This is a genomic window from Escherichia sp. 93.1518 (assembly GCF_013368915.2).
GTDB classification, from domain to species: Bacteria; Pseudomonadota; Gammaproteobacteria; order Enterobacterales; family Enterobacteriaceae; genus Escherichia; species Escherichia ruysiae.
Genome location: NZ_JABWMT020000007.1, coordinates 29,700 through 47,231, shown reverse-complemented (window position 1 = coordinate 47,231; position 17,532 = coordinate 29,700). Strand labels below are relative to the sequence as shown.

The following is a 17,532-nucleotide window of genomic DNA, read 5'->3' as shown; positions in this document are numbered from 1 at the left end:
CTCCGTGGCTGGTTTATAGTTTGGCGGCAAGAAGATCTTCCAGTTTGCGTTGATCAACGGCGAACAGGCGGATGCCTTCAGACAGTTTTTCTACTGCCATCGCATCCTGATTGTGCTCCCAACGGAACTCCGCTTCGCTCATGGGGGCAGGGCGTGGGAACGTCTGAGAAGGCGGGATCAATTTGCGGACGACTGGCGAGACTTTTTCCTGCAACTCTTTCAGCAAGTTCGGTGCGATAGTCAGACGATCGCAACCGGTTAAAGCGAGGATTTGCTCGGTACGGCGGAAACTTGCGCCCATCACAATGGTTTCATAGCGGTGCTGCTTGAAATAGTCGTAGATATTACGCACCGATTTGACGCCCGGATCTTCTTCCACCACATACGGGTCCAGCGGCTTGCGCGCCTGATACCAGTCATAAATACGCCCGACAAACGGCGAAATCAGAAAAACGCCAGCTTCTGCACAGGCGCGCGCCTGTGCAAAGGAAAACAGCAGCGTCAAATTGCAATTAATACCTTCTTTTTCCAGCTCTTCTGCCGCGCGAATTCCTTCCCAGGTTGAAGCCAGTTTGATCAGAATGCGTGATTTCTCAACGCCCTGCTGCTGGTACAAATCAACCAGATGACGCGCTTTCTCAATACTCTTTTCTTTATCAAAAGAGAGGCGTGCGTCAACTTCTGTCGATACACGACCGGGTACGATTTTGAGAATTTCTGTACCGAAATTGACCGCCAGCTTATCGCAGGCAGCTACCACTTGTTGTTCCTGCGTTTGACCATTTTTTTTACCCCAGGCGATAGCATCGTCTATTAAATGCTCATATTGTGATAATCCGGCAGCCTTGAGTAATAACGAAGGATTGGTGGTGGCATCCTGAGGATGATAATGGCGAATGGACTCAATATCGCCGCTGTCTGCCACGACAGTGGTGAACTGTTTGATGCCGTCTAACTCGTTCATAGGAAATACTCCTTGAAAAGTAAAGTGTTAGGTGAGTGCGTTAATTCACACTTCTGAGAAATTTCGCTAATCGCATCAAAAAAGCATAGCAGACAGGCATGGTATTGCTGGATTAAGCAGGTAACATCAGTGTTATAGGATTATTGCCAAAATATTATTTTGATGAGGAGAGTTTGGACTTGCTCAAAGTCTGAAAGCTCCGGCAAGGTAATAATGTGCGCCATGTTGTGGGCTGAGGCAGTTGCCCGCTCATTTTTGTGAACGTTACGTGAAAGGAACAACCAAATGGATGACCAGTTAAAACAAAGTGCACTTGATTTCCATGAATTTCCAGTTCCAGGAAAAATCCAGGTTTCTCCTACTAAACCTCTGGCAACGCAGCGCGATCTGGCGCTGGCCTACTCACCTGGCGTCGCCGCGCCTTGTCTTGAAATCGAGAAAGATCCGTTAAAAGCCTACAAATATACTGCGCGCGGTAACCTGGTGGCGGTGATCTCCAACGGTACGGCGGTGCTGGGGTTAGGCAACATTGGCGCGCTGGCAGGCAAACCGGTGATGGAAGGCAAGGGCGTTCTGTTTAAGAAATTCGCCGGGATTGATGTGTTTGACATTGAAGTCGATGAGTTGGACCCGGACAAATTTATCGAAGTGGTCGCTGCGCTGGAACCGACCTTTGGCGGCATCAACCTCGAAGACATTAAAGCGCCAGAATGCTTCTATATTGAGCAAAAACTGCGCCAGCGAATGAACATTCCGGTATTCCACGACGACCAGCACGGAACGGCAATCATCAGCACCGCCGCTATCCTCAACGGATTGCGCGTGGTAGAGAAAAACATCTCCGACGTGCGGATGGTGGTTTCCGGCGCGGGGGCGGCCGCAATCGCCTGTATGAACCTGCTGGTGGCACTGGGGCTGCAAAAACATAACATCGTGGTTTGTGACTCGAAAGGCGTTATCTATCAGGGGCGAGAGCCGAACATGGCGGAAACCAAAGCCGCTTACGCGGTGGTGGATGACGGTAAACGTACCCTCGACGATGTAATTGAAGGCGCGGATATTTTCCTTGGCTGTTCCGGTCCGAAAGTGCTGACACAGGAGATGGTGAAGAAAATGGCTCGCGCGCCGATGATCCTGGCGCTGGCGAATCCGGAACCGGAAATTCTGCCGCCGCTGGCGAAAGAAGTGCGCCCGGATGCCATCATCTGTACTGGTCGTTCCGACTACCCGAACCAGGTTAACAACGTCCTTTGCTTCCCGTTCATTTTCCGTGGCGCACTGGACGTTGGCGCAACCGCTATTAATGAAGAGATGAAACTGGCGGCGGTACGTGCGATTGCTGAACTGGCTCATGCGGAACAGAGCGAAGTGGTTGCTTCTGCCTATGGCGATCAGGATCTGAGCTTTGGCCCGGAATACATCATTCCTAAACCGTTCGATCCGCGTCTGATCGTCAAGATTGCGCCAGCGGTGGCAAAAGCGGCAATGGAGTCTGGTGTGGCGACGCGTCCGATTGCCGATTTTGACGTCTACATCGACAAACTGACCGAGTTCGTTTACAAAACCAACCTGTTTATGAAGCCGATCTTCTCCCAGGCTCGCAAAGCGCCGAAGCGCGTGGTGCTGCCGGAAGGGGAAGAGGCGCGCGTTTTGCACGCGACTCAGGAACTGGTAACGCTGGGACTGGCGAAACCGATTCTTATTGGTCGTCCGAACGTAATCGAAATGCGCATTCAGAAGCTGGGCTTGCAGATCAAAGCAGGCGTTGATTTTGAGATCGTCAATAACGAATCCGATCCGCGCTTTAAAGAGTACTGGAGCGAATACTTCCAGATCATGAAACGTCGTGGGGTCACTCAGGAACAGGCGCAGCGTGCGCTGATCGGTAACCCGACAGTGATCGGCGCGATTATGGTTCAGCGTGGTGAAGCCGATGCGATGATCTGCGGTACGGTGGGGGATTATCACGAACACTTCGGCGTGGTGAAAAATGTGTTTGGTTATCGCGATGGCGTTCACACCGCTGGCGCAATGAACGCGCTGCTGCTGCCGAGTGGTAACACCTTTATTGCTGACACTTACGTCAACGATGATCCAGACGCAGAAGAGCTGGCGGAGATCACGCTGATGGCGGCAGAAACTGTCCGTCGTTTCGGTATTGAGCCTCGCGTTGCCTTACTGTCGCACTCCAACTTCGGTTCTTCAAACTGCCCGTCGTCCAGCAAAATGCGTAAAGCTCTGGAACTGGTCAGGGAGCGTGCGCCAGAACTGATGATTGATGGCGAAATGCACGGTGATGCGGCGCTGGTGGAAGCGATTCGCAACGACCGGATGCCGGACAGCCCCCTGAAAGGTTCCGCCAATATTCTGGTGATGCCGAATATGGAAGCTGCCCGTATTAGTTACAACTTACTACGTGTTTCCAGCTCAGAAGGCGTTACCGTCGGCCCGGTGCTGATGGGCGTGGCGAAACCGGTTCACGTATTAACGCCAATCGCATCGGTACGTCGTATCGTCAACATGGTGGCGCTGGCCGTGGTTGAAGCGCAAACCCAGCCGCTGTAATTCTTTCTTAACTCTTACGCTTACCCTGAATATTCAGGGTAAGCGGTTTATCGCAATATATCAGAAGGGATTATTACTTGTTTTTCGAATAATAAAGCGCGCCCTATAAAAATAAATCAATATCAATTTAATTATATTCATGTGCTGTACATGAAAATTTATGCATTAGATAAAATATCTCTCCATTCTTAGTGATCTACCTCACCTTTTAAACTCCCTTGCCGAATTTTGTTATTTACTCTGACGAAAAATTGTCACGATAGCGCCAGATTTTTCACAGGCGGCGACTCATGGATAAAGAACGCATCATTCAGGAATTTGTTCCCGGTAAACAGGTCACGCTGGCGCATTTAATTGCGCATCCCGGCGAGGAGCTGGCGAAGAAAATCGGTGTTCCCGATGCTGGCGCAATCGGCATTATGACGCTAACTCCCGGTGAAACAGCGATGATCGCCGGCGATTTAGCACTGAAAGCCGCCGATGTGCATATCGGTTTTCTTGACCGTTTTAGCGGCGCGCTGGTGATTTATGGCTCGGTGGGCGCGGTAGAAGAAGCGTTATCACAAACTGTCAGCGGTTTAGGGCGCTTATTAAATTATACGCTTTGTGAAATGACCAAAAGTTAATGCGAGGCATTCATGAAACGAATTGCGTTTGTGGGTGCTGTCGGAGCCGGAAAGACAACGTTATTTAATGCGTTGCAGGGAGATTATACCCTCGCGCGAAAAACGCAGGCTGTGGAATTTAATGATAAGGGTGATATTGATACGCCAGGTGAATATTTTAGCCATCCCCGCTGGTATCACGCCTTAATTACCACGCTACAGGATGTGGACATGCTGATATATGTCCATGGCGCGAATGACCCGGAAAGTCGATTACCTGCCGGGTTGCTGGATATTGGCGTCACTAAACGGCGAATCGCCGTCATCAGTAAAACGGACATGCCGGATGCTGACGTCGCCGCAACGCGACAGTTATTGCGCGAGACTGGCTTTGAAGAGTCGATTTTCGAGTTAAACAGCCACGACCCGCAAAGCGTGCAGCAACTGGTGGATTATCTGGCATCTCTCACCGAACAGGAGGAAGCAGGTGAAAAAACTCATCACAGCGAATGATATTCGTGAAGCACATGCGCGCGGCGAACAGGCACTGTCCGTGGTTCTGCGCGCCAGCATTATCACCCCGGAAGCGCGAGAAGTAGCGGATCTACTGGGGTTTACCATCAACGAATGCGATGAATCGACACCGGTAACGGCGTCCGTTCCTGCCAGCGCGCCTGCCGATAAAACCGAAAGCCAGCGTATCCGCGAAACCATCATCGCCCAGCTACCAGAAGGCCAGTTTACCGAAAGCCTGGTTGCGCAGCTGATGGAAAAAGTGATGAAGGAAAAGCAGTCGCTGGAGCAGGGCGCAATGCAGCCGAGCTTTAAATCAGTGACCGGCAAAGGCGGCATCAAAGTTATTGATGGCGGTAGCGTGAAGTTTGGTCGTTTTGACGGCGCGGAACCTCAATGCGTCGGGTTGACCGATCTGGTTACCGGAGATGACGGCAGCAGCATGGCTGCGGGTTTTATGCAGTGGGATAACGCCTTCTTCCCGTGGAAGCTGAACTACGACGAAATCGACATGGTACTGGAAGGTGAACTGCACGTTCGCCACGAAGGCGAAACCATGATCGCCAAAGCAGGTGACGTGATGTTTATCCCGAAAGGCTCCAGCATCGAATTTGGTACGACATCCAGCGTGAAATTCCTGTATGTCGCCTGGCCGGCGAACTGGCAATCCCTATGAAAGATTTCATCACCGAAGCATGGCTAAGAGCGAACCATACGCTCAGCGAAGGCGCAGAGATCCATCTCCCTGCGCACAGTCGCCTGACGCCCTCTGCCCGGGAGTTACTGGAAAGCCGCCATCTGCGCATCAAGTTCATTGACGAGCAGGGCAGCCTGTTTGTTGACGATGAACAACAGCAGCCGCAACGCGTTCACGGGTTGACCAGTAGCGATGAACATCCGCAGGCGTGCTGCGAACTGTGCCACCAGCCGGTGGCAAAAAAGCCGGATACGCTGACCCACCTGTCGGCGGAAAAAATGGTCGCTAAAAGCGATCCGCGCCTCGGTTTTCGCGCTGTTCTCGACAGCACCATTGCGCTGGCCGTGTGGCTGCAAATTGAACTGGCGGAACCGTGGCAGCCGTGGCCGGCGGATATCCGTTCGCGTCTTGGCAACATTATGCGCGCCGATGCGCTGGGAGAACCGCTGGGCTGCCAGGCGATTGTCGGGCTTTCTGACGAAGACCTGCATCGGCTTTCCCATCAGCCGCTGCGTTATCTCGACCACGATCATCTGGTGCCGGAAGCCAGCCACGGACGCGATGCGGCGTTGCTGAATCTTCTACGCACCAAAGTGCGTGAAACCGAGACGGTAGCGGCGCAGGTGTTTATTACCCGCAGTTTTGAAGTATTACGCCCGGACATCTTGCAGGCGCTGAACCGCCTTTCCAGCACGGTTTACGTGATGATGATCCTGAGCGTGACGAAGCAGCCGCTAACGGTGAAGCAGATCCAACAACGACTGGGAGAAACGCAATGATTATTGAACGTTGTCGTGAACTGGCGTTGCGAGCGCCCGCCAGAGTGGTATTTCCGGACGCGTTAGACCAGCGTGTACTGAAAGCCGCGCAATATTTACATCAACAAGGTCTGGCGTCGCCTGTTCTGGTCGCCAATCCGTTTGAACTTCGTCAGTTTGCGCTCAGTCACGGCGTGGCGATGGACGGGCTGCAGGTGATTGATCCACATGGCAACCTCGCAATGCGAGAAGAATTTGCCCATCGCTGGCTCGCCCGTGCAGGCGATAAAACGCCGCCGGACGCGCTGGATAAACTCACCGACCCGCTGATGTTCGCCGCCGCAATGGTCAGCACCGGTAAAGCGGATGTCTGTATCGCGGGCAACCTCTCTTCCACGGCGAATGTGCTGCGTGCCGGATTACGCATTATTGGTTTGCAGCCGGGCTGTAAAACGCTCTCCTCCATTTTCCTGATGCTGCCGCAGTACAGCGGCCCCGCGTTGGGCTTTGCCGATTGTAGCGTGGTGCCACAGCCGACGGCAGCGCAACTGGCGGATATCGCCCTTGCCAGCGCCGACACCTGGCGGGCTATCACCGGAGAAGAGCCGCGCGTAGCGATGCTGTCGTTTTCCAGCAACGGCAGCGCCCGTCACCCTTGCGTTGCTAACGTTCAGCAGGCGACCGAAATCGTCCGGGAACGCGCGCCACAGCTGGTGGTGGATGGCGAGTTGCAGTTTGACGCCGCCTTCGTGCCGGATGTCGCGGCGCAAAAAGCACCTGCCAGCCCGCTACAGGGCAAAGCGAATGTAATGGTTTTTCCGTCGCTGGAGGCAGGAAATATTGGCTACAAAATCGCACAACGACTCGGCGGATATCGTGCCGTCGGACCGTTGATACAAGGACTTGCCGCGCCGCTGCACGATCTCTCTCGTGGTTGTAGCGTGCAGGAAATTATCGAGCTGGCGCTGGTGGCAGCCGTACCGCGCCAGACAGAAGTGAACCGCGAAAGCAGTTTACAAACACTGGTTGAATGAACGGTCCCGTTCTGGACCCTTATAAAGAGGAAAACACAATGGAAGCATTAGGAATGATCGAAACCCGGGGCCTGGTTGCACTGATTGAGGCTTCTGACGCGATGGTGAAAGCTGCGCGCGTCAAACTGGTCGGCGTGAAGCAGATTGGCGGCGGCCTGTGTACTGCAATGGTTCGCGGTGATGTTGCAGCCTGTAAAGCGGCGACCGATGCCGGTGCCGCAGCGGCACAGCGTATTGGCGAGCTGGTATCTGTCCACGTTATCCCGCGTCCTCATGGTGACCTGGAAGAAGTCTTCCCGATCGGCCTGAAAGGCGACAGCAGCAACCTGTAATCACCCTGTGTGACGTCGACTCGGGCGTCACGCTCTCTCCTTTTTCATTTTACCTTCCACGGAGGGTAGGGGGAGCTTTTACCTGAAATACGCCACGGAGGCGGGTATGAAACTGGCAGTCGTCACTGGACAAATTGTTTGTACCGTACGCCATCACGGGCTGGCGCATGACAAATTGCTGATGGTGGAAATGATTGATTCACAGGGAAATCCTGACGGGCAGTGTGCCGTCGCCATCGACAATATTGGCGCGGGAACCGGGGAGTGGGTGTTGCTGGTGAGCGGCAGTTCCGCCCGCCAGGCGCATAAAAGCGAAACGTCACCGGTCGATCTGTGCGTGATTGGCATCGTCGATGAAGTGGTGTCTGGCGGTCAGGTAATTTTCCACAAATAAGGCAGAACATCATGAATCAACAGGATATTGAACAGGTGGTGAAAGCGGTACTGCTGAAAATGCAAAGCAGTGACGCGCCGTCCGCCGCCATTCATGAAATGGGCGTTTTTGCTTCCCTGGATGACGCCGTTGCGGCAGCTAAAGTTGCCCAGCAAGGCTTAAAAAGCGTGGCGATGCGCCAGTTAGCCATTGCTGCCATTCGTGAAGCAGGCGAAAAACACGCCAGAGAGTTAGCGGAACTTGCCGTCAGTGAAACAGGCATGGGTCGCGTTGAAGATAAATTTGCCAAAAACGTTGCTCAGGCGCGCGGTACGCCGGGCGTAGAGTGCCTCTCTCCGCAGGTGCTGACGGGCGACAACGGCCTGACGTTAATTGAAAACGCGCCCTGGGGCGTGGTGGCTTCGGTGACGCCTTCCACTAATCCGGCGGCAACCGTGATTAATAACGCCATCAGCCTGATTGCTGCGGGCAACAGCGTCATTTTTGCCCCGCATCCGGCGGCGAAAAAAGTCTCTCAGCGGGCGATTACGCTGCTCAACCAGGCGATTGTCGCCGCAGGCGGGCCAGAAAACTTACTGGTGACTGTGGCAAATCCAGATATCGAAATCGCGCAACGCTTGTTTAAGTTTCCGGGCATTGGCCTTTTGGTGGTGACCGGCGGCGAGGCGGTGGTGGAAGCGGCGCGTAAACACACCAATAAACGTCTGATTGCCGCAGGTGCTGGCAACCCGCCGGTGGTGGTGGATGAAACCGCTGACCTCGCCCGTGCCGCTCAGTCCATCGTCAAAGGCGCTTCTTTCGATAACAACATTATTTGTGCCGATGAAAAGGTACTGATTGTCGTCGATAGCGTAGCCGATGAACTGATGCGTCTGATGCAAGGCCAGAACGCGGTGAAACTGACCGCAGAGCAGGCGCAACAGCTACAACCGGTGTTGCTGAAAAATATCGACGAGCGTGGAAAAGGCACCGTCAGCCGTGACTGGGTAGGTCGCGATGCGGCGAAAATCGCGGCGGCAATCGGCCTGAACGTGCCGCAAGAAACACGATTGCTGTTTGTGGAAACCACCGCAGAACATCCGTTTGCCGTGACCGAACTGATGATGCCGGTGCTGCCGGTGGTGCGTGTCGCCAACGTGGCGGATGCCATTGCGCTGGCGGTGAAACTGGAAGGCGGTTGCCACCACACGGCGGCAATGCACTCGCGCAACATCGACAATATGAACCAGATGGCGAACGCCATTGATACCAGCATTTTCGTCAAGAACGGACCGTGCATTGCCGGGCTGGGGTTGGGTGGGGAAGGCTGGACCACCATGACCATCACCACGCCAACCGGTGAAGGGGTAACCAGCGCACGGACGTTTGTCCGTCTGCGTCGTTGTGTATTAGTCGATGCGTTTCGCATTGTTTAAGGAGTAACCGATGGCGCACGACGAACAATGGCTCACCCCACGTCTGCAAACAGCGGCAACGCTGTGTAACCAGACGCCCGCCGCGACGGAATCTCCGCTGTGGCTGGGGGTGGATCTGGGCACCTGCGATGTGGTGTCGATGGTTGTTGACCGCGAAGGTCAGCCGGTGGCGGTATGCCTCGACTGGGCTGATGTGGTTCGCGACGGCATCGTCTGGGATTTCTTTGGTGCAGTCACCATTGTTCGTCGCCATCTCGACACCCTCGAGCGGCAATTCGGTCGCCGTTTTAGCCATGCGGCGACGTCATTTCCTCCGGGTACTGACCCGCGTATTTCCATCAACGTGCTGGAATCTGCCGGACTGGAAGTGAGCCATGTGCTGGATGAGCCAACGGCGGTGGCGGATTTGCTGCAACTGGATAACGCCGGCGTAGTGGATATCGGTGGCGGCACCACCGGTATTGCCATCGTGAAACAGGGCAAAGTGACCTACTCGGCGGATGAAGCCACCGGCGGGCATCACATCTCTCTGACTCTCGCCGGAAATCGTCGTATTCCGCTGGAAGAGGCGGAGCAGTACAAGCGGGGTCACGGCGAAGAGATTTGGCCTGCGGTGAAACCGGTGTACGAAAAAATGGCGGACATTGTCGCGCGGCATATCGCGGGGCAGGGCATTACTGATTTATGGCTGGCAGGCGGCTCCTGTATGCAACCGGGCGTGGCGGAACTGTTTCGCAAACAATTCCCGGCATTACAGGTGCATTTACCGCAGCACAGTCTGTTTATGACCCCGTTGGCGATTGCCAGTAGCGGGCGAGAGAAGGCGGAGGGGATCTATGCATGAATTGCAAACGGCGCTCTTTCAGGCGTTCGATACCCTGAATCTGCAACGGGTAAAAACATTTAGCGTTCCACCGGTGACGCTTTGCGGTTCGGGCGCGGTGAGCAGTTGCGGACAGCAAGCGCAAACGCGCGGGTTGAAACATCTGTTCGTGATGGCAGACAGCTTTTTGCATCAGGCGGGAATGACCGCTGGGCTGACGCGTAGCCTGGCGGTAAAAGGTATCGCCATGACGCTCTGGCCATGTCCGGTGGGCGAACCGTGCATTACCGACGTGTGTGCGGCTGTAGCGCAACTGCGTGAATCGGGGGGTGATGGGGTGATTGCGTTTGGCGGTGGATCGGTGCTCGATGCGGCGAAAGCCGTGGCGTTGCTGGTGACGAACCCCGATAGCACGCTGGCAGAGATGTCAGAAACCCGCGTTCTGCAACCGCGCCTGCCGCTGATAGCCATTCCTACTACCGCCGGAACCGGCTCTGAAACGACCAACGTAACGGTGATTATCGACGCGGTGAGCGGGCGCAAGCAGGTGTTAGCACATGCCTCGCTGATGCCGGATGTGGCGATCCTCGACGCCGCGCTAACCGAAGGCGTGCCGTCGCATGTGACGGCGATGACCGGCATCGACGCGTTAACCCATGCCATTGAAGCGTACAGCGCGCTGAACGCTACACCGTTTACCGACAGTCTGGCGATTGGCGCCATTGCGATGATTGGTAAATCGTTGCCGAAAGCGGTGGGTTACGGGCACGACCTTGCCGCGCGCGAAAGTATGTTGCTCGCATCATGCATGGCGGGAATGGCGTTTTCCAGTGCGGGGCTTGGGTTATGCCACGCGATGGCGCATCAGCCGGGGGCGGCGCTGCATATTCCGCACGGTCTGGCGAATGCCATGCTGCTGCCAACGGTGATGGAGTTTAACCGGATGGTATGCCGCGAACGTTTTAGCCAGGTAGGCAGGGCGCTGCGAACTAAAAAATCCGACGAGCGTGATGCTATTAACGCGGTTAGTGAGCTGATTGCGGAAGTTGGGATTGGTAAACGACTGGGCGATGTTGGTGCGACATCTGCGCATTACGGCGCATGGGCACAGGCCGCGCTGGAAGATATTTGTCTGCGCAGCAACCCGCGTACCGCCAGCCTGGAACAGATTGTCGGCCTGTACGCAGCAGCACAATAAATGCCGGATGCGACGCTTGCCGCGTCTTATCCGGCCTACGGGATTGCACAGGTAGGGCGGATAAGGCGTTCACGCCGCATCCGCCAATAAATAACAACTAACAGGGAGTAAAGGCGATGGGAATTAACGAAATCATCATGTACATCATGATGTTCTTTATGCTGATAGCGGCCGTAGACAGGATCCTGTCGCAGTTCGGCGGTTCTGCTCGTTTCCTCGGTAAGTTCGGTAAAAGCATCGAAGGATCCGGCGGGCAGTTCGAAGAAGGCTTTATGGCAATGGGCGCACTGGGTCTGGCGATGGTCGGTATGACCGCGCTGGCACCGGTACTGGCGCATGTACTTGGGCCGGTAATCATCCCCGTTTATGAAATGCTCGGCGCAAACCCTTCCATGTTTGCCGGAACACTGCTGGCGTGTGATATGGGCGGCTTCTTCCTTGCCAAAGAGCTGGCAGGCGGTGACGTAGCAGCGTGGCTATACTCTGGGTTAATTCTCGGATCGATGATGGGGCCAACGATTGTGTTTTCCATTCCGGTGGCGCTCGGCATTATCGAACCCTCAGATCGTCGTTACCTGGCGCTCGGTGTGCTGGCGGGCATTGTGACCATTCCGATTGGCTGTATCGCCGGTGGCCTGGTGGCAATGTACTCCGGTGTACAGATCAACGGTCAGCCTGTGGAGTTCACCTTTGCGCTGATCCTGATGAACATGATCCCGGTACTAATCGTTGCGGTGCTGGTGGCGCTGGGGCTGAAGTTCATCCCGGAAAAAATGATCAACGGCTTCCAGATCTTCGCCAAATTTCTCGTTGCATTAATCACCCTCGGTCTTGCCGCTGCGGTGGTGAAATTCCTGCTTGGCTGGGAACTGATCCCCGGTCTTGATCCGATCTTTATGGCGCCTGGTGATAAACCTGGCGAAGTGATGCGCGCCATTGAAGTTATCGGCTCGATCTCCTGCGTCCTGCTTGGCGCGTATCCGATGGTACTGCTGCTGACCCGCTGGTTTGAAAAACCGCTGATGAGCGTCGGTAAAGTGCTGAATATGAATAATATCGCGGCAGCAGGCATGGTGGCGACGCTTGCCAACAATATCCCGATGTTCGGCATGATGAAGCAGATGGATACTCGCGGCAAAGTGATCAACTGCGCCTTCGCCGTTTCCGCAGCCTTCGCCCTGGGCGACCATTTAGGCTTCGCGGCTGCCAACATGAACGCCATGATCTTCCCGATGATTGTCGGCAAGTTGATTGGCGGCGTCACGGCGATTGGCGTGGCGATGATGCTGGTGCCAAAAGACGATGCAGCAACGGCTAAAAACGCAGCGGAGGCGCAATCGTGAGCACTCGCCAGCTACTGAGCGTCGGTATCGATATCGGCACCACTACCACTCAGGTGATCTTCTCCCATCTGGAACTGGTTAACCGTGCGGCGGTGTCGCAGGTGCCGCGCTACGAATTTATCAAACGCGAAATTAGCTGGCAAAGCCCGGTGTTCTTTACCCCTGTCGATAAACAGGGCGGTTTAAAAGAAGCGGAACTGAAAACCTTAATCCTCGAGCAATATCAGGCTGCGGGCATCGCGCCGGAAAGCGTCGATTCCGGCGCCATCATCATCACCGGCGAAAGCGCGAAAACCCGCAACGCCCGTCCGGCGGTGATGACGCTCTCCCGGTCGCTGGGCGATTTTGTGGTTGCCAGCGCCGGACCGCATCTCGAATCGGTGATTGCAGGCCACGGTGCCGGGGCGCAAACCCTCTCTGAACAACGGCTGTGTCGGGTACTGAATATCGACATCGGCGGCGGCACCGCGAACTACGCCTTGTTCGAAGCTGGAAAAATCAGCGGGACTGCCTGCCTGAACGTCGGCGGTCGCCTGCTGGAAACCGACAGCCAGGGACGCGTGGTTTACGCCCATAAACCGGGGCAGATGATTGTGGATGAGTGCTTCGGCGCAGGCACCGACGCCCGTTCGCTGACTGGCGCGCAGCTGGTGCAGGTCACCCGGCGGATGGCAGAACTGATTGTCGAAGTGATTGACGGAACGCTCTCGCCGCTCGCGCAGGCATTGATGCAAACCGGTTTGCTGCCGGCAGGTGTTACGCCCGAAATCATTACGCTCTCCGGCGGAGTTGGCGAATGTTATCGCCACCAGCCCGCTGACCCGTTCTGTTTTGCCGATATTGGCCCGCTTCTGGCAACGGCGCTGCATGAGCATCCCCGCCTGCGTGAAATGAATGTGCAGTTTCCGGCGCAAACCGTGCGCGCCACGGTGATTGGCGCGGGCGCGCATACCCTTTCGCTCTCGGGCAGCACTATCTGGCTGGAGGGCGTACAACTGCCGCTGCGCAATCTGCCGGTGGCGATCCCCATTGATGAAACGGATCTGGTGAATGCCTGGCAACAGGCGCTGATTCAGCTTGATCTTTGCCCCAAAACTGACGCGTACGTGCTGGCGCTTCCCATCGGGCTTCCGGTGCGTTACGCCTCGGTACTGACGGTCATCAACGCGCTGGTCGATTTCGTCGCGCGTTTTCCGAATCCGCATCCCCTGCTGGTGGTAGCCGGGCAGGACTTTGGTAAAGCTCTGGGTATGTTATTGCGCCCACAGCTACAACAACTCCCGTTGGCAGTCATTGATGAAGTGATTGTCCGCGCGGGGGACTATATCGACATTGGTACGCCTCTTTTTGGCGGATCGGTTGTGCCGGTGACGGTGAAATCACTCGCATTTCCTTCCTGAGGGAACGACTTATGAAACTAAAGACCACATTGTTCGGCAATGTATATCAGTTTAAGGATGTAAAAGAGGTGCTGGCTAAAGCCAACGAACTGCGTTCGGGGGATGTGCTGGCGGGCGTTGCTGCGGCAAGCTCGCAGGAGCGCGTGGCGGCAAAGCAGGTGTTGTCGGAAATGACGGTAGCGGATATCCGCAATAATCCGGTGATTTCTTATGAAGAGGACTGCGTCACGCGGCTGATTCAGGATGACGTTAACGAAACGGCCTACAACCAGATTAAAAACTGGAGTATCAGCGAGCTGCGCGAGTATGTGCTGAGCGACGAGACCAGCGTGGACGACATTGCTTTTACCCGCAAAGGGCTGACCTCGGAAGTGGTCGCAGCGGTGGCGAAGATTTGTTCCAACGCGGATCTGATCTACGGCGCGAAGAAAATGCCGGTAATCAAAAAGGCCAATACCACCATCGGTATCCCAGGCACTTTCAGCGCCCGTTTGCAGCCAAATGATACCCGTGACGATGTGCAAAGTATCGCCGCGCAAATCTACGAAGGGCTTTCCTTTGGGGTAGGCGATGCGGTGATTGGCGTCAACCCGGTGACGGACGACGTGGAAAACTTAAGCCGTGTGCTGGATACCATTTACGGTGTGATCGACAAATTCAATATTCCAACCCAGGGCTGCGTGCTGGCGCATGTCACCACCCAGATAGAAGCGATTCGTCGCGGCGCGCCGGGCGGGCTGATTTTCCAGAGTATCTGCGGCAGCGAAAAAGGGCTGAAAGAGTTTGGCGTGGAACTGGCGATGCTTGACGAAGCCCGCGCAGTGGGGGCTGAGTTCAACCGTATTGCTGGGGAAAACTGCCTCTACTTCGAAACCGGACAAGGTTCTGCGCTCTCCGCTGGCGCGAACTTCGGCGCAGATCAGGTGACGATGGAAGCGCGTAACTACGGGCTGGCGCGTCATTATGATCCGTTTATCGTCAACACCGTGGTCGGCTTTATCGGGCCGGAGTATCTCTACAACGACCGACAGATTATCCGCGCGGGCTTAGAAGATCACTTTATGGGCAAGCTGAGCGGCATCTCTATGGGCTGTGACTGCTGCTACACCAACCACGCTGACGCTGACCAGAACCTCAACGAAAACCTGATGATCCTGCTCGCCACCGCAGGCTGTAACTACATCATGGGGATGCCGCTGGGCGATGACATCATGCTCAACTATCAGACCACCGCCTTCCATGACACTGCCACAGTGCGCCAGTTACTTAACCTGCGTCCGTCACCGGAGTTTGAACGCTGGCTGGAAAGCATGGGCATTATGGCAAACGGTCGCCTGACCAAACGGGCGGGCGATCCGTCACTGTTCTTCTGATGACGCGGAGATAACACATCATGGATCAAAAACAGATTGAAGAAATTGTACGCAGCGTGATGGCGTCAATGGGGCAGGCGGATGCCGCGCCAGCGGAAACCAAATGCGCCACCACATCGTGCGCTGCGCCGGTGACCTCTGAAAGCTGCGCGCTGGATTTAGGTTCCGCTGAAGCGAAGGCATGGATTGGCGTGGAAAATCCGCATCGCGCAGACGTCCTGACGGAACTGCGTCGCAGCACCGTGGCTCGCGTCTGTACCGGTCGTGCCGGTCCGCGTCCGCGTACTCAGGCTCTGCTGCGTTTCCTGGCCGACCACTCGCGTTCGAAAGACACCGTACTGAAAGAAGTGCCGGAAGAGTGGGTGAAAGCGCAGGGGCTGCTGGAAGTACGCTCTGAAATCAGCGACAAAAATCTCTACCTGACTCGCCCGGACATGGGGCGTCGTCTGTGTGCGGAAGCCGTTGAAGCCCTGAAAGCACAGTGCGTTGCTAATCCGGACGTACAGGTCGTTGTCTCCGATGGCCTGTCAACTGATGCCATCACCGTGAACTACGAAGAGATCCTGCCGCCGCTGATGGCGGGTCTGCAACATGCGGGACTGAAAGTCGGTACGCCGTTCTTTGTTCGTTATGGTCGCGTGAAGATTGAGGACCAGATTGGCGAACTTCTCGGCGCGAAAGTGGTGATTCTGCTGGTGGGCGAACGCCCGGGGTTAGGACAGTCGGAAAGTCTTTCCTGCTACGCCGTTTACTCACCGCGTATGGCGACCACCGTTGAGGCCGATCGCACCTGTATCTCTAACATTCACCAGGGCGGTACGCCGCCGGTTGAAGCCGCAGCCGTCATTGTGGATTTGGCGAAACGTATGCTGGAGCAGAAAGCATCCGGCATCAACATGACCCGATAAGGAGGCATCATGCCAGCTTTAGATTTGATTCGACCGTCGGTCACCGCCATGCGGGTGATTGCCTCCGTTAACGCTGATTTTGCGCGTGAACTGAAATTGCCGCCGCATATTCGTAGTCTCGGGCTGATTTCCGCCGACTCTGATGATGTTACCTACATTGCGGCTGACGAAGCGACCAAACAGGCGATGGTGGAAGTGGTTTATGGCCGCTCGCTGTATGCGGGAGCGGCGCACGGTCCGTCACCGACTGCCGGTGAAGTGTTGATTATGCTTGGTGGGCCAAACCCGGCGGAAGTGCGTGCCGGTCTGGATGCGATGGTTGCGCATATTGAAAATGGCGCGGCGTTCCAGTGGGCGAACGATAAGCAAGACACCGCATTCCTCGCTCATGTGGTTTCGCGTACCGGCTCTTATCTCTCATCAACCGCCGGAATTACGCTCGGTGATCCGCTGGCGTATCTGGTGGCACCGCCGTTGGAAGCGACCTACGGCATTGATGCGGCGCTGAAATCTGCCGACGTGCAACTGGTGACCTATGTCCCGCCACCGTCAGAAACCAACTATTCAGCGGCATTTTTAACCGGTAGCCAGGCCGCGTGTAAAGCAGCCTGCAACGCCTTTACCGATGCCGTGCTGGAAATCGCGCGTAATCCAATCCAGCGTGCGTAACGGAGGTTGCCGATGATCAATGCACTGGGATTGCTGGAAGTGGACGGCATGGTCGCCGCGATAGATGCGGCAGATGCCATGCTGAAAGCGGCTAACGTGCGTCTGCTCAGTCACGAAGTGCTTGACCCTGGTCGCTTAACGCTGGTGGTGGAAGGTGATCTGGCGGCGTGTCGTGCGGCGCTGGACGCAGGTTGTGCCGCCGCGATGCGTACCGGGCGCGTCATCAGCCGTAAGGAAATCGGTCGGCCTGATGATGACACCCAGTGGCTGGTTACTGGCTTTAACCGCCAGCCGAAGCAACCTGACGCGTCCGCTATTGCCGAGGGATCTGCTGACGAGTTGTTGGCGCTGTTAACATCAGTACGTCAGGGAATGACGGCAGGAGAAGTGGCTGCCCACTTTGGCTGGCCGCTGGAAAAAGCCAGAAATGCGCTCGAACAGCTCTTTTCTGCCGGGACGTTGCGTAAACGCAGTAGTCGTTATCGTCTCAAGCCCCATTAACCTGTCGGAGGTGCCGGATGTCATACAACATCCGGCATTA

General features: G+C 55.6%; 18 protein-coding genes. 17 read left to right on the top strand and 1 reads right to left on the bottom strand.

Annotated elements, in window-relative coordinates:
* Positions 1 to 13 precede the first annotated feature (13 nt).
* Positions 14 to 964, bottom strand: coding sequence for a transaldolase (gene tal, locus HEN21_RS07020; protein WP_001003728.1), 951 nt, complete (start codon positions 962 to 964; stop codon positions 14 to 16).
* A gap of 285 nt (positions 965 to 1,249) precedes the next feature.
* Here tal and maeB point away from each other — a divergent pair, with 285 nt between their 5' ends.
* From maeB to eutK, 17 genes are all read left to right on the top strand, one after another.
* Positions 1,250 to 3,529 carry an NADP-dependent oxaloacetate-decarboxylating malate dehydrogenase gene (maeB, locus tag HEN21_RS07015; protein WP_105286690.1) on the top strand — a complete coding sequence of 760 codons (2,280 nt, stop codon included), beginning with the start codon at positions 1,250 to 1,252 and terminating at the stop codon, positions 3,527 to 3,529.
* 290 nt (positions 3,530 to 3,819) lie between these two features.
* On the top strand, positions 3,820 to 4,155 hold the full coding sequence (gene eutS / locus HEN21_RS07010; protein ID WP_000356956.1) for an ethanolamine utilization microcompartment protein EutS: 336 nt from the start codon (positions 3,820 to 3,822) through the stop codon (positions 4,153 to 4,155).
* 12 nt (positions 4,156 to 4,167) lie between these two features.
* Positions 4,168 to 4,647, top strand: a complete 480-nt coding sequence (eutP, locus tag HEN21_RS07005) for an ethanolamine utilization acetate kinase EutP (protein WP_176252320.1) — start codon at positions 4,168 to 4,170, stop codon at positions 4,645 to 4,647.
* Complete coding sequence (eutQ, locus tag HEN21_RS07000) at positions 4,622 to 5,323, top strand: ethanolamine utilization acetate kinase EutQ (protein ID WP_016235248.1); 702 nt, start codon at positions 4,622 to 4,624, stop codon at positions 5,321 to 5,323. Before eutP ends, eutQ begins: the two co-directional genes overlap by 26 nt.
* Positions 5,320 to 6,123 carry an ethanolamine utilization cob(I)yrinic acid a,c-diamide adenosyltransferase EutT gene (gene eutT / locus HEN21_RS06995; RefSeq protein ID WP_176252321.1) on the top strand — a complete coding sequence of 268 codons (804 nt, stop codon included), beginning with the start codon at positions 5,320 to 5,322 and terminating at the stop codon, positions 6,121 to 6,123. Before eutQ ends, eutT begins: the two co-directional genes overlap by 4 nt.
* Positions 6,120 to 7,136, top strand: coding sequence for a phosphate acetyltransferase (gene pta, locus HEN21_RS06990; protein WP_000582954.1), 1,017 nt, complete (start codon positions 6,120 to 6,122; stop codon positions 7,134 to 7,136). The genes eutT and pta overlap by 4 nt, the downstream gene beginning before the upstream one ends.
* Before the next feature lie 38 nt (positions 7,137 to 7,174).
* Positions 7,175 to 7,468: an ethanolamine utilization microcompartment protein EutM gene (eutM, locus tag HEN21_RS06985; RefSeq protein WP_000387713.1), complete on the top strand. Its 294-nt coding sequence runs from the start codon at positions 7,175 to 7,177 to the stop codon at positions 7,466 to 7,468.
* 106 nt (positions 7,469 to 7,574) lie between these two features.
* Complete coding sequence (gene eutN / locus HEN21_RS06980) at positions 7,575 to 7,862, top strand: ethanolamine utilization microcompartment protein EutN (RefSeq protein WP_000762200.1); 288 nt, start codon at positions 7,575 to 7,577, stop codon at positions 7,860 to 7,862.
* A gap of 11 nt (positions 7,863 to 7,873) precedes the next feature.
* A complete protein-coding gene (locus tag HEN21_RS06975; RefSeq protein ID WP_001075653.1) occupies positions 7,874 to 9,277 on the top strand; it encodes an aldehyde dehydrogenase family protein in 1,404 nt (467 codons plus the stop codon).
* Positions 9,278 to 9,287: 10 nt separating this feature from the next.
* Positions 9,288 to 10,121 carry an ethanolamine utilization protein EutJ gene (gene eutJ / locus HEN21_RS06970; protein ID WP_176252322.1) on the top strand — a complete coding sequence of 278 codons (834 nt, stop codon included), beginning with the start codon at positions 9,288 to 9,290 and terminating at the stop codon, positions 10,119 to 10,121.
* Entirely contained in the window at positions 10,114 to 11,298 is a 1,185-nt protein-coding gene (eutG, locus tag HEN21_RS06965) for an ethanolamine utilization ethanol dehydrogenase EutG (protein WP_176252323.1), read from the top strand. Before eutJ ends, eutG begins: the two co-directional genes overlap by 8 nt.
* Before the next feature lie 116 nt (positions 11,299 to 11,414).
* Positions 11,415 to 12,641, top strand: a complete 1,227-nt coding sequence (gene eutH / locus HEN21_RS06960; protein ID WP_000512383.1) for an ethanolamine utilization protein EutH — start codon at positions 11,415 to 11,417, stop codon at positions 12,639 to 12,641.
* A complete protein-coding gene (gene eutA, locus HEN21_RS06955; protein ID WP_105286696.1) occupies positions 12,638 to 14,041 on the top strand; it encodes an ethanolamine ammonia-lyase reactivating factor EutA in 1,404 nt (467 codons plus the stop codon). The genes eutH and eutA overlap by 4 nt, the downstream gene beginning before the upstream one ends.
* A gap of 11 nt (positions 14,042 to 14,052) precedes the next feature.
* Positions 14,053 to 15,414 (top strand): ethanolamine ammonia-lyase subunit alpha, encoded by a 1,362-nt coding sequence (eutB, locus tag HEN21_RS06950; protein ID WP_000769998.1) that lies wholly within the window; start codon positions 14,053 to 14,055, stop codon positions 15,412 to 15,414.
* Between the two features lie 20 nt (positions 15,415 to 15,434).
* Entirely contained in the window at positions 15,435 to 16,322 is an 888-nt protein-coding gene (eutC, locus tag HEN21_RS06945; protein WP_016158746.1) for an ethanolamine ammonia-lyase subunit beta, read from the top strand.
* 9 nt (positions 16,323 to 16,331) lie between these two features.
* The gene (gene eutL, locus HEN21_RS06940) at positions 16,332 to 16,991 is read left to right on the top strand and encodes an ethanolamine utilization microcompartment protein EutL (RefSeq protein WP_001111028.1); all 660 of its coding nucleotides are present in this window, start codon (positions 16,332 to 16,334) and stop codon (positions 16,989 to 16,991) included.
* A 12-nt stretch (positions 16,992 to 17,003) separates the two neighbouring features.
* Positions 17,004 to 17,492: an ethanolamine utilization microcompartment protein EutK gene (gene eutK, locus HEN21_RS06935; RefSeq protein ID WP_010350327.1), complete on the top strand. Its 489-nt coding sequence runs from the start codon at positions 17,004 to 17,006 to the stop codon at positions 17,490 to 17,492.
* Positions 17,493 to 17,532 lie beyond the last annotated feature (40 nt).

Excerpts from the sequence above, each read along its gene's own strand:
- eutT (WP_176252321.1), top strand. The coding sequence starts at position 5,320 with ATGAAAGATTTCATCACCGAAGCATGGCTAAGAGCGAACCATACGCTC.
- eutJ (WP_176252322.1), top strand. The coding sequence starts at position 9,288 with ATGGCGCACGACGAACAATGGCTCACCCCACGTCTGCAAACAGCGGCA.
- eutK (WP_010350327.1), top strand. The coding sequence starts at position 17,004 with ATGATCAATGCACTGGGATTGCTGGAAGTGGACGGCATGGTCGCCGCG.
- eutH (WP_000512383.1), top strand. The coding sequence starts at position 11,415 with ATGGGAATTAACGAAATCATCATGTACATCATGATGTTCTTTATGCTG.
- eutP (WP_176252320.1), top strand. The coding sequence starts at position 4,168 with ATGAAACGAATTGCGTTTGTGGGTGCTGTCGGAGCCGGAAAGACAACG.
- eutL (WP_001111028.1), top strand. The coding sequence starts at position 16,332 with ATGCCAGCTTTAGATTTGATTCGACCGTCGGTCACCGCCATGCGGGTG.
- maeB (WP_105286690.1), top strand. The coding sequence starts at position 1,250 with ATGGATGACCAGTTAAAACAAAGTGCACTTGATTTCCATGAATTTCCA.
- eutG (WP_176252323.1), top strand. The coding sequence starts at position 10,114 with ATGCATGAATTGCAAACGGCGCTCTTTCAGGCGTTCGATACCCTGAAT.
- eutS (WP_000356956.1), top strand. The coding sequence starts at position 3,820 with ATGGATAAAGAACGCATCATTCAGGAATTTGTTCCCGGTAAACAGGTC.
- eutC (WP_016158746.1), top strand. The coding sequence starts at position 15,435 with ATGGATCAAAAACAGATTGAAGAAATTGTACGCAGCGTGATGGCGTCA.
- HEN21_RS06975 (WP_001075653.1), top strand. The coding sequence starts at position 7,874 with ATGAATCAACAGGATATTGAACAGGTGGTGAAAGCGGTACTGCTGAAA.
- pta (WP_000582954.1), top strand. The coding sequence starts at position 6,120 with ATGATTATTGAACGTTGTCGTGAACTGGCGTTGCGAGCGCCCGCCAGA.
- eutN (WP_000762200.1), top strand. The coding sequence starts at position 7,575 with ATGAAACTGGCAGTCGTCACTGGACAAATTGTTTGTACCGTACGCCAT.
- eutM (WP_000387713.1), top strand. The coding sequence starts at position 7,175 with ATGGAAGCATTAGGAATGATCGAAACCCGGGGCCTGGTTGCACTGATT.
- eutB (WP_000769998.1), top strand. The coding sequence starts at position 14,053 with ATGAAACTAAAGACCACATTGTTCGGCAATGTATATCAGTTTAAGGAT.
- tal (WP_001003728.1), bottom strand. The coding sequence starts at position 964 with ATGAACGAGTTAGACGGCATCAAACAGTTCACCACTGTCGTGGCAGAC.